General features: G+C 70.8%; 11 protein-coding genes. 3 read left to right on the forward strand and 8 right to left on the reverse strand.

The window, feature by feature from the left end; all coding sequences use genetic code 11:
• Positions 1 to 110 precede the first annotated feature (110 nt).
• The 6 genes from ACWDO5_RS33810 to ACWDO5_RS33835 all read right to left on the reverse strand — a co-directional run bounded on the left by ACWDO5_RS33810 (position 111) and on the right by ACWDO5_RS33835 (position 6,822).
• The gene (locus tag ACWDO5_RS33810) at positions 111 to 1,712 is read right to left on the reverse strand and encodes an alpha/beta hydrolase (protein ID WP_450534382.1); all 1,602 of its coding nucleotides are present in this window, start codon (positions 1,710 to 1,712) and stop codon (positions 111 to 113) included.
• A 99-nt stretch (positions 1,713 to 1,811) separates the two neighbouring features.
• Positions 1,812 to 2,570 carry a TIGR04222 domain-containing membrane protein gene (locus tag ACWDO5_RS33815; RefSeq protein WP_450534383.1) on the reverse strand — a complete coding sequence of 253 codons (759 nt, stop codon included), beginning with the start codon at positions 2,568 to 2,570 and terminating at the stop codon, positions 1,812 to 1,814.
• Positions 2,571 to 2,793: 223 nt separating this feature from the next.
• Positions 2,794 to 3,774 carry a TIGR04222 domain-containing membrane protein gene (locus ACWDO5_RS33820; protein WP_450534384.1) on the reverse strand — a complete coding sequence of 327 codons (981 nt, stop codon included), beginning with the start codon at positions 3,772 to 3,774 and terminating at the stop codon, positions 2,794 to 2,796.
• A gap of 5 nt (positions 3,775 to 3,779) precedes the next feature.
• Positions 3,780 to 5,084: a DUF692 domain-containing protein gene (locus ACWDO5_RS33825; RefSeq protein ID WP_450534385.1), complete on the reverse strand. Its 1,305-nt coding sequence runs from the start codon at positions 5,082 to 5,084 to the stop codon at positions 3,780 to 3,782.
• A gap of 140 nt (positions 5,085 to 5,224) precedes the next feature.
• A complete protein-coding gene (locus ACWDO5_RS33830; RefSeq protein ID WP_450534386.1) occupies positions 5,225 to 5,986 on the reverse strand; it encodes a DUF4142 domain-containing protein in 762 nt (253 codons plus the stop codon).
• A 107-nt stretch (positions 5,987 to 6,093) separates the two neighbouring features.
• Positions 6,094 to 6,822, reverse strand: coding sequence for a peptidyl-tRNA hydrolase (locus ACWDO5_RS33835; protein WP_450534387.1), 729 nt, complete (start codon positions 6,820 to 6,822; stop codon positions 6,094 to 6,096).
• Positions 6,823 to 6,903: 81 nt separating this feature from the next.
• On the opposite strand from ACWDO5_RS33835, the gene ACWDO5_RS33840 reads away from it, so the two are divergent.
• Both ACWDO5_RS33840 and ACWDO5_RS33845 read left to right on the forward strand, forming a co-directional pair.
• Positions 6,904 to 7,581: an AIM24 family protein gene (locus tag ACWDO5_RS33840; RefSeq protein ID WP_450534388.1), complete on the forward strand. Its 678-nt coding sequence runs from the start codon at positions 6,904 to 6,906 to the stop codon at positions 7,579 to 7,581.
• A gap of 138 nt (positions 7,582 to 7,719) precedes the next feature.
• Complete coding sequence (locus ACWDO5_RS33845; protein WP_450534389.1) at positions 7,720 to 7,914, forward strand: hypothetical protein; 195 nt, start codon at positions 7,720 to 7,722, stop codon at positions 7,912 to 7,914.
• A 9-nt stretch (positions 7,915 to 7,923) separates the two neighbouring features.
• Here ACWDO5_RS33845 and ACWDO5_RS33850 read toward each other — a convergent pair whose 3' ends face one another.
• Together ACWDO5_RS33850 and ACWDO5_RS33855 are read right to left on the reverse strand one after the other, a co-directional pair.
• Positions 7,924 to 8,718 carry a polysaccharide deacetylase family protein gene (locus tag ACWDO5_RS33850; protein ID WP_450534392.1) on the reverse strand — a complete coding sequence of 265 codons (795 nt, stop codon included), beginning with the start codon at positions 8,716 to 8,718 and terminating at the stop codon, positions 7,924 to 7,926.
• A gap of 297 nt (positions 8,719 to 9,015) precedes the next feature.
• Positions 9,016 to 9,513 carry a MarR family winged helix-turn-helix transcriptional regulator gene (locus ACWDO5_RS33855; RefSeq protein ID WP_450534390.1) on the reverse strand — a complete coding sequence of 166 codons (498 nt, stop codon included), beginning with the start codon at positions 9,511 to 9,513 and terminating at the stop codon, positions 9,016 to 9,018.
• 110 nt (positions 9,514 to 9,623) lie between these two features.
• Here ACWDO5_RS33855 and ACWDO5_RS33860 point away from each other — a divergent pair, with 110 nt between their 5' ends.
• Positions 9,624 to 10,037 carry an organic hydroperoxide resistance protein gene (locus ACWDO5_RS33860; protein WP_450534391.1) on the forward strand — a complete coding sequence of 138 codons (414 nt, stop codon included), beginning with the start codon at positions 9,624 to 9,626 and terminating at the stop codon, positions 10,035 to 10,037.
• Positions 10,038 to 10,091: the final 54 nt, after the last annotated feature.

A 10,091-nucleotide genomic window follows, 5' to 3' on the forward strand; every position in this document is an offset into this window, starting at 1 on the left:
GGTGGCGGTCCGGACAGTACCTGCTCCTGGAAGGCCCGCTCGTCGTCGTCCAGTAGTGCCTGGAAGATCCCCGCGCGGGTACCGAACCGGCCGTCCCTCGACCCGGAAGATCAGACGACGTGCGGCAGCCTCGGCTCTGCCGCATGCCGTTCCAGCGACACCGGGTCCGGCTCCGGGTGCGGCGCGCACGATGCGTGCCGCACCGGCGTCTCGCCGCGCAGCAGGTAGTTCTCCAGGTAGGCGTTGACGCACTGGTTGTTGCCGCCGCCGATGCCGTGCGTGCCGGCGTCCTCCTCCGTGATCAGCACGGAGCCTTTCAGCCGCCGCGCCAGTTCACGCGCCCCTTCGTACGGCGTCGCCGCGTCCCGCTCGGCGGCCAGGATGAGCGTCGGTGGCAGCGCACCGTGCTTGGTACGCACGTCCAGCGGCTGCTGCCGGGGCGCGGGCCAGTAGGCGCACGGTAGATTCATCCAGGCGTTGTCCCAGGTCTCGAAGGGCGCAACGCGCGCGAGCTTGCTGTTGGCGCGGTCCCACACCTCCCATTCGGTCGGCCAGGGGGCGTCGTTGCATTCGACGGCGGTGTACACGGCGTTGCCGTTCTCCGCCTCAAGCGCTTCCTCCGGCCGCGGCGCGGCCTGCTTGACCAGCGGCTCCTCGTTGCCCTTCAGATACTCGGCCAGCGCGCCGGCGCGCAGTGGCCAGTAGTCGTCGTGGTATGTAGCCCTCAGGAATGCCGCGTGCAGCTGGCCGGGGCCGACGTTGCCGCCCGCCGGCTCAAGGGCGAGCCGGGCGCGTACCTGCTCGTAGCTCGTGGCCACATCCTGGGGCGTGGCGCCCAGATGGTACGTCTGGTCGTGCTTGGCGACCCAGGCGCGGAAGTCCGCCCAGCGCCTCTCGAAGGCGAGCGACTGGTACAGGTTGCTGCGGTACCAGATCCGGCCCGGCTTCGGGTTGACCGCCGAGTCGAAGACCATGCGGCGCACATGGGAGGGGAAGAGGGTCGCGTACAGCGCGCCGAAGTACGTGCCGTACGAGGCGCCCATGAAGGTCAGCCGCGGCTGGTGGAGCGCTGCCCGCAGCACTTCGAGGTCGCGGGCGTTGTTCAGCGAGGTGTAATGCCGCAGTGCCGGGCCCGCGTTGCGAGCGCAGCCTTCGGCGTACGCCTTCGCCTGCGCGATCCGCTCCTGCTTGTACGAGGGGGAGGGGTGCACCGGCGCCAGGGTGGGCGCCTTGGTGAAGTCGACCGGGTCCTGGCAGGACAGTGGGGCGGAGCGGCCGACACCGCGCGGGGAGTAACCGACGATGTCGTACGCCTGGGCGATCCGCTGCCACTCGGGGAGCTGGGCGGCCATCGGGAAGTACATGCTGGAGGCGCCGGGGCCGCCGGGGTTGTAGACGAACGCGCCCTGGTACTCGGCCGGCTTGCCGCTCGCCTTCACGCGGCTGACGGTAAGGGAGATCTGCGGGCCCGAGGGGCTGGCGTAGTCGAGCGGGACCTTGACCGTGCCGCACTGGACGGGGGCGGGCAGCATCTCGGCCTTGGGACAGTGTCCGAAGGAGATCCCAGTGGCGGCCGCGCGCTCGGCGGCGACGGTCGTGCCGTACGACTCGGCTTCGGCGGTGGTGGTGCCGCCGGCCGGGGCGACGGCCAGCGCGCAGACGACCAAGGAACTGAGGCTCGTCACGGCCCCGTACATCGCAACTGCTCTCATCGCGCTCCCTTCGTGCGGACGGCGGCCGTGAGGCCACGGACGAAAGGGATCCTTGGTGGGTCAATTGGCGATGTAAAGCACCAATGTCCGGTGTCGGGGTCAATGACTCCGATGCGCCATGCGGCCGCTCGTCAGTGCCGCTCGCAGGTCCGGATCGTCGAGCGCGTCGACGCCCCGCACCGCGACGGCGGTGAGCGTGTCCTTCGGGGAGAGCGCGCCGAGGAGACGCTGGCCGTCGGGCGAGGCCCAGCGGGTGTAGGGATGCACCTCGATCCGAGCGATGGCCAGACAGCCCAGGGTGAGCAGGAGGGGGAGGGTGAACCAGGCGAGGACCGAAGCCCTCGAGTCCTGCTCCTGAGGGAGCATCAGCAGGGCGGCGGCCGCCAGCGCGAGGGTGAGCGCGCTCGCGCCCTGGACGGCGCGTACGGCGGCGGCGACGCCCGATCTGGCCGTGTCCGGGACGGCGAGGCCGGCGCTGACGAGCCGGTCGGCCAGGGCCCGTACCGCGTCGGCGGCGGATGCGGCGGCCCGCACCCCGGCTATCCGGGCCTGGCCCGCGGGCCCTATCGCGCCGATGACCGAGCGCTCCAGGTCGTCCTCGCCCTCCGGGTCGACGACCGTGGCCCAGCCGGTGCGCGCGAGCAGCAGCCTGCGGCCGCGGTGCATCGAGACGAGCGTGAGTTCCGTGACCCGGCGCGGGCCGCCGGCCAGGAAGGCGGCTTCGTACAGGCTCAACTCCCCCTTCCGGCTTGTTCCTTCGGGGGAGGGGCGAGCGGCTTCGACGGCGGCGATGCAGAGCCGGGCGCAGCTGATGCCCGCCGCGGCCCAGGCCACCAGCAGGAAAAGGACCCAGAACATGGCCGAGTTCTACGCGAGATGTCCGCGGCTGCGCCATGGGTTGTTCACCATGCGGACCGTGGCGTTATCGGTTCGTGACGCCGGCGCGCGGCGGCGGTCCGGTGGGGCTCGCGGTCGCGGCGGAGTCGTCGGCGATGGCGTCGAAGTCGACCTGGCGGGGCTTGCGGCGGTGGCGCGTCGGCCGTGCGGCGGGCTACGGGGGCTCGCGGTGGCCTTGCGGCGGTCAGGAGCTGCTGCTGCCGCCTCCGCAGCTGGACCCGCCCGAGGATCCGCCGCAGCTGGAACCTCCTGACGAACCGCCGCAGCTGGAGCCGCCGGACGAACCGCCGCAGCTCGATCCCCCGCCTGTGCCGCAGCTGGAGCTGGAGCAGCCGGATCCCGGGCTCGACCCGGCGCACCACACGGCCGCGGAGGCCGTGTGCGACGACGAGTCGCCGTCCGCGCGGCCCGCCGGGATCCGTGCCGCCGTCGTCAGCTGCGCCTGGAGCGCGGGATCCGGCACTCCGCGCAGACCGTGGACCGCGACGAGATGGGCCGCCGAGTACACCTGGGCGTACTGCATCAAGTACGAGCGCAGGGCGTGCTGCCCGGCCGTGGTGATCCGCCGCCGGGCGCGGCCCCCCATCATGAACCCGATCACGATGCCCGCGATCAGGGCAGGCAGAACCATCGCGATGAACGGCGGGCCGGAGTCCACCGTTCCGTCGTCCTGGATGAAGCTGAAGATGGTCAGGCCGAAGGAGAGGGGCAGCGCCATGACGCAGAGGAAACCCTGCGTGTAGCCCCACACCGTCAGCCCCCGGTTCTGCCCGGGCGGCGTCATCAGCCCGCGTGCGGCGAGGCCGTCGCCGATCTCCTGCACGGCGGGGTGGCGCATCACGGCGAGGCGCAAGGTGTGCAGCGCCCCGGTCGGGGCGGCGGCCAGCTGCTCGAACACCGCGCGCTCCACGGGGTCATGGGCGAGGGCCTGCCGTACGGAGACGATGCCCGGGCCGCCGATGACCAGCCGGCCGTCCGAGTGCATGGCGGCGAGCGCGGCGTCGGTGACACGGGCGGGCCCGCCGCTGAGGAAGGCCGCCTCGTAGACGTGCTGGATCTGCCCGCCGCCGGCCGGGTGGCGGGGCCGGGACGCGGAGGCCCGGACGATCAGCGCGGCGGACGAGGCGCCGATGGCGAGGTACACGAACACGGCGAGAAGGACCATGCCGTTCACCGCCTGGCGAGCGCGGCGCGGGCCGCACGGACGAGCCGGGTGCCCCGGCGCGGCGGATGGGCTGCGGCGCGCTCCTCCCACCAACGGGTGAGCAGGCGGCGGGCGTTGTCGTCACCGGGACGTCCGGAGACGAGCAACTGCTCGGCGAAGTCGAGCGCGTCGCGGCGGTAACCGGCGTGCATGGGGCGGCCCTTGGCGTACGCGAGAAACGCGGCGCGGTATCCGTCGCCGAGGATCTCGGGCAGCTCCGGGGCGAGATTGGCGACGACGTCGGCACGCTTGGCGGCGAGGGCGCGGCTCTGGACGCGGAGGCGCTGTGAGTCGAAGCCTTCGGGGGCGGGGGTGCCGGCGACGAGAGCGGAGAGAAGGGCGGCCTGTGGGAGCGCGACGCGCTCGCGGGCGTCGGGTGAGCTGCTCTCCACAATCCTGGGGCGGGCCGCCGGGCCCCCTCGCGCGCGGGCTACGCCGCGCGGTCCGGCGGTCTGCCCCGCTACCCTCCCGCGGATCGTTGTCAACTCCGCAGCCAGCTCCTCCTTGGGCGGGAAGTCGTCGTCACGCTCCAGCAGAACCCCGGGCGGGGACACCCGTGCCCGCAGGTCCGACAGGATGTCCAGGATCGGCTCGGTGACCGGGTGCGCGTGGGTGTCGTGCCAGATGCCGTCGCGTTGGGTGCCGCCCGCCACGTGGACGTACGCGATCGCCTCGACCGGGAGTTCGTCGAGCGCCGTCGCCGGGTTCTCGCCGCGGTTGACGTGGTTGGTGTGGAGGTTGGCCACGTCGATCAGCAGGCCCACGCCCGTCCGCTCGACCAGCTCCGCCAGGAACTGGCCCTCCGTGAGCTCCTCGTCGGGCCAGGAGATCAGCGCCGCGATGTTCTCCAGTGCCAGCGGCACCGGCAGGGAGTCCTGTGCGATGCGGACGTTCTCGCAGAGCACCTTCAGTGCGTCCCAGGTGCGCGGCACAGGCAGCAGATGGCCCGCCTCCAGCTGCGGGGATGCGGTGAGCACGCCTCCGGCCCGTACGAACGCGATGTGTTCGGTGACCAGGGGCGCGCCGAGTGCCGTCGCCCGCTCGGCCAGGTCCGCGAGCCGCGGCGCGGACGGGCGGTCCGCGCCACCCAGGCCCAGTGATACGCCGTGCGGGACGATCCGCGTGCCGCGTGAGCGCAGCCGGGTCAGCGCCGCGGGCAGATGGCCGGGGCAGATGTTCTCCGCGACGACCTCTACCCAGTCGATGCCCGGCAGCTCCTCCACCGCGTCCGCGATCTCCGGGCGCCAGCCGATGCCGATACCGAGTTCCATTGGGTCCCCCTCCTCTGCGCCGTGTGACGGTGCGTGCAGAGCTCATGGCCCCGCCGGACAGCGGTGAACCCAGAGGAGGGGACGTTCAGAGCTTGATTTGAGGTTCCGGCGGGTTCCGGCCGGAACCGGGCTCCCCGGCGTTACGGCCGGTTGGTGTTGATCGCTGTCGGAGGCCCCGGCTGCGTGGACGGCCGCGAGGTGAAGGACTGGTCCTCCGGGGGCGTCACCGGCGCCGGCGACGGCGGCAGGTTTCCGTTCGGCGGCGGGGGACCGCTCGGGCTGGCCGTCGCGCCGGCCGCCGCCTCGTTGGCGATCGCGTCGAAGTCGACCATCCCGGTCGCCTCCAGCATCGTGATGTGGTCGAGCACCGTCTGGTTCGCGTCGCTCGCCAGCTGACGTATCAGCGTGTTGCGCGTGGTGTGCCGGACCTGCGCTATCACCGCGAAGACCTTGCCGTGGGCATTGCGCAGCAGATTCGCGAACTTCCGCTCGTACTCCTGCCCGCTCGCCGCCGACAACTCCCGCAGCCAGCTCTGCTGCTGCTCCGTCGGCTGGTTCGGCAGCTCGACGCCGAGCTTCGCCGCCACATCGCGCGCCCGCTTGTCGAGGTCGGTGTGGCCCACCACGAGATGGTCGCCCGCGTCCTTGATCGCCTTGCTCGGCGCTCGCTCGATCGCCTGCTGCCCGGCGGGTAGCTCCCACAGCCCGGCCAGCCGGACCTTCACCAGCAGATCGCGGTCCACCGCTGACAGCGGACCCCACTGTGTCGCCACGCTCGAGGCGTTGAGATTGTCCTGACCGGTGCCGGAACGGTCCGCGTACGACCACACGGGGAACGCGAGCGCGCCTACTGTGGCGACCAGAGCCGCGATGATGAGAGCCGTCCCGTTGATGCGCCGCAACAAAGTGCCTCCTGAACCGATACGTTTCTCGGCAACCAACCGCCAACCAAATCAGCGCTCAACCTACTTGGCGGTATTGAGAGGTACGTAACGCGGGCACGTTGTGTTCAGCCGCGCAGCGAGGGATGATCCGCGACCACCGTGCACGACCCCGGAGCGATCTCCGTGAAGCCGGCGTCCCGCACCACCGGCAGGCCGCTGACGTTGAGTTTCCGCCAGCGCGCGGGATCCGCGGTGCGCACGGAGAGCGGGAAACCGGCCTCGCGCCATGCCTTGCGGTCCGCATCCGACAGCTCCCACCAGGCCAGTTGGGCGCCGTGTCCGGCCTGCGCCATCGCCTTGCCCGCCGACATGGCGACATCCGGGCTCAGCCACAGCACCGGGCCCGCGAGGTCGGGCGCGGCGGGCGGTTCGGGGTCGTCCAGGTCCGTGCCCGAGACCTGGAGCTTGGCCAGCTCCTTGGGCCAGCCGTCCAGCGGGACGGGCGGAAAGACCCGTACCTCCGCGGTCCCGCCCGTCACCGTGATGCCCGGCAGTGCCCCGGCCTTGCGCCACTCCGCGCCGCGCGCCCGCCGCACCACCTTGCGGATCCGGGCGTCCTGCCAGTCACTCATCGACTGCGCCCACTCTCCGTCGCCCACCGACCGCTCGTCGCTCAGGATGCCGAGCACGGCGCGGGCCGCGGTCTCCAGCGCGTCGGTACGGGACGGGGGTTCGGCCTTCTCGATGCGCACCACCAGCGGAAGCACGAACTGCGGGGCTTCGTCGCGTGCGGTGTTCTCGTGCCGGAAGGGGCTGTCGGCGGGACTGTCGGGGCGGGGTTCTTCGCTGCTCACACCGGCAAGTCTGCCAGCCGTGCTGTCCTGACCGGTCCGGGCTGTTGGCGGAACGGGTGGCTCCGGGCCACGATGCACACCATGAAAAGTGATCTCTTCACTTCCGAGAATATGGCGCAGCCGGCCACCGCCCCCGGCATGACCCTGCAGAACGCCAAGTCGATCAAGTACGCCGTCAACGGCGAGATGCACGCGCGACAGGGATCGATGATCGCCTTCCGCGGCAATCTGCAGTTCGAGCGCAAGGCCCAGGGCATAGGCGGCATGCTCAAGCGCGCTGTCACCGGCGAGGGCCTGCCGCTGATGGCGGTGCGCGGCCAGGGCGAGGCATGGTTCGCCCACGAGGCCGCCAACTGCTTCATCGTCGACATCGACCAGGGCGACGCGCTGACCATCAACGGCCGCAACGTCCTGTGTTTCGACGCCACCCTCTCGTACGAGATCAAGACGGTGAAGGGCGCCGGCATGACCGGCGGCGGGCTCTTCAACAGCCTCTTCACCGGCTATGGAAAGCTCGCCGTCATTTGCGAGGGCAGCCCCATCGTGATACCCGTCACCGCCACGCATCCGGTGTACGTCGACACGGACGCGGTTGTCGGCTGGAGCGCCCAGCTGAACACCTCCCTGCACCGTTCGCAGTCCGTGGGCTCGATGATCCGCGGCGGTTCGGGCGAGGCCGTACAGCTGATGCTGCAGGGCGAAGGATTCGTGATCGTACGGCCCAGCGAGTTCACCCCGCAGAAGGCGTCTGCCAGCTGAAACTGCGATGAGCGGGCCGCCGTTACGGCGTTCCCGCTGCTGCCCGCCGCGCGCTGCTGATCGCGGGCGCGGCGGGCGCGTTGGCCCGCCCGCTGAGCTCGCTCCGTGGCGTGGACAGCGCGAGTTAACCTCGTACGCATGGACGAGTCGAACGGGTCGCAGGAGCCGTACTGCGAGACCCCGGACCCTGCGCCGGGGGAGGCAGGCGGCCCGCCGTTTGCTGACTGCGTGCTGTGCCGGAAGCCGACGGAGTATCCGGAGTCGGTCAAGGGTGTGACGCTCTGCCCCGTATGCGAATGGCAGGAGGCCCAGCGGACGGCGTGCTCGGGCTGACCCCTCCCGCTAGCCGCGCATGAGGTCGGAGACCTTCACAAAGCGGTAGCCGCGCTTGCGCAACTCGGGGACGATCCTCCGGACCGCCCGCTCGGTGACAGGAGCCGCGCTGCGCGTGCAGTGCATCACCACCAGGGATCCCGGCCGCACCCCCGCGAGCACCTGCTCGGCGACCGCGTCGGCGTTCGTGGCGAAGGCGTCGCCACTGACGACGTCCCACTGGACCACGGTCACCTTCGCCGGGGCGACGGCGCGCCGTGCCGCGTCGTCGTAACAGCCGCCGGGGAAGCGGAAGTACGGAACCACATTGCGCGCCCCCGCCCTCTTTAGCGCGGCAAAGGCCCGGTCCACGTCGGCCCGCATGTCCTTCTTGTCGACCACCGGCAGGCCGTAGCACGGGGACTTGAAAGCGTAGTGGCTGTACGAGTGATTTCCGATCTCGAAAAGCTGGTCGTTGCCGACCGACTTCGCCTGACCGGGGTACTCCTCGGCCCAGCGGCCCGTCATGAAGATTGTCGACGGTACGTGCAGCCTCCGCAGCGACGCGATCAGGGCAGGGTTGTCGAACCGCTCCCCGCGGGCGGCCCGCGGCCCCTGATCGGCCGTCATGTCGGCGTCGAAGGTGAGCGCGACCGTCTTGGACGCCGCTTTCGGCGCGCGCTCGAATACGGGGGTCAGGCCGCTGGGAGCCTTCTTCTCGACCCTGTCGACCGGCTTCCCGGGCTGGGGTGAGACGGGCGCGGTCGTCCGCCTGGGGGAGGCCTTCTCGGAACCACCGTCGCAGCCAATGAGCAGGGTGCTCATAACGGCCACAGCTGTGAGTCTTCGTACGAAAATGGTCACTGGCGGAAGCTATCCGATTGAGCGTCGTCGGCCTCGGTGACAGGCGGTCAGAGAACTTCTTCCGCACGGTGGATGAGTACAACTCCCGCTCATCCGTATCAGGGGTCGGACGCGTCCCCCGGCTGCCGTTCGGCAATTCCCCGGCGACGGTGACTTCGCACTCGTCACGTACGACAGCTGACGCCTCCACGGAACGGCCCCGGGTGTCCGCGGATGCCCGGGGCCCTACCTCTGCTCAGCCATGAGCGACCCCGGACCTCAGTCGTCGGCGGCCGCGCAGTCGGCCGCGTCAGGGTCCGCGGTGTCCAGCCTCGCGGTAAGCGCATTGAGATCGGCACGCAGCTCACGGATGCGCTCCAGGGACATCCCGGTGGCCGCCGCGATCCGGCGCGGCACGTCCAGCGCCTGCTCACGGAGCGCGGCGCCCTCGGCCGTGGGGCGGGCGGTGACCGAGCGCTCGTCCTCCGGGCTGCGCCTGCGCTCCACGTAACCCGCCGCCTCCAGGCGCTTGAGCAGCGGTGACAGGGTGCCCGAGTCCAGCCGCAGATGCACGCCGATCCGCTTCACCGGCAGCTCGCCGTGCTCCCAGAGCACCAGCATCACCAGGTACTGCGGATAGGTGAGGTTCAGATCCTTCAGCGCGGTCCGGTAGACGCCGTTGAAGGCGCGGGACGCGGCGTGCAGCGAGAAGCAGATCTGGTTGTCGAGGCGCAGGAAGTCCTCGTCCGGCACGGTCGCCAACGTCGTCTTCTCCATGAAGACAGCATACCCGCTCGTTACTCGCACACCATTTAGTTGTGCACAACTGAATGGTGTGCCACTATCGTGGTCAACGGTTCCCCCACGGACGAAGAGGGATGCAACTCATGGACGCGATCTACACCGCTGTCGCCACCGCCAACGGCCGCGAAGGCCGTGCAGTCAGCTCCGACGGCCACGTCGACCTGCCGCTCGCCCACCCCAAGGCCCTCGGCGGCAACGGTCAGGGGACCAACCCCGAGCAGCTCTTCGCCGCCGGTTACGCCGCCTGTTTCGCCAGCGCGATGGGTGCCATCGGCCGCATGGAGAAGATCGACGTCAAGGACGCCTCGGTGACCGCCGAGGTCAGCATCGGCAAGGACACCGACGGCGGCTTCGCCCTCGCCGTGGTCATGCGAGTCGAGCTGCCCGACCACCTCCAGGGCGAGGCGGGCCGCGACCTCCTGGAGAAGACCCACGCCTTCTGCCCCTACTCCAAGGCCACCCGCGGCAACCTGCCGGTCGAGCTCGTCATCGAGTAGTCGCGCGCGGGGCGGACCCGCGGGCGAATCCGGGCGGCTGCCCGCAGGTCGGTC

It is taken from the genome of Streptomyces sp. NPDC000880, from assembly GCF_053599675.1.

Bases quoted from the DNA above. Each gene is read 5' to 3' on its own strand.
- ACWDO5_RS33810 (WP_450534382.1), bottom strand. From the start codon at position 1,712: ATGAGAGCAGTTGCGATGTACGGGGCCGTGACGAGCCTCAGTTCCTTG.
- ACWDO5_RS33815 (WP_450534383.1), bottom strand. From the start codon at position 2,570: ATGTTCTGGGTCCTTTTCCTGCTGGTGGCCTGGGCCGCGGCGGGCATC.
- ACWDO5_RS33820 (WP_450534384.1), bottom strand. From the start codon at position 3,774: ATGGTCCTTCTCGCCGTGTTCGTGTACCTCGCCATCGGCGCCTCGTCC.
- ACWDO5_RS33825 (WP_450534385.1), bottom strand. From the start codon at position 5,084: ATGGAACTCGGTATCGGCATCGGCTGGCGCCCGGAGATCGCGGACGCG.
- ACWDO5_RS33840 (WP_450534388.1), top strand. From the start codon at position 6,904: ATGAAAAGTGATCTCTTCACTTCCGAGAATATGGCGCAGCCGGCCACC.
- ACWDO5_RS33845 (WP_450534389.1), top strand. From the start codon at position 7,720: ATGGACGAGTCGAACGGGTCGCAGGAGCCGTACTGCGAGACCCCGGAC.
- ACWDO5_RS33850 (WP_450534392.1), bottom strand. From the start codon at position 8,718: ATGAGCACCCTGCTCATTGGCTGCGACGGTGGTTCCGAGAAGGCCTCC.
- ACWDO5_RS33855 (WP_450534390.1), bottom strand. From the start codon at position 9,513: ATGGAGAAGACGACGTTGGCGACCGTGCCGGACGAGGACTTCCTGCGC.
- ACWDO5_RS33860 (WP_450534391.1), top strand. From the start codon at position 9,624: ATGGACGCGATCTACACCGCTGTCGCCACCGCCAACGGCCGCGAAGGC.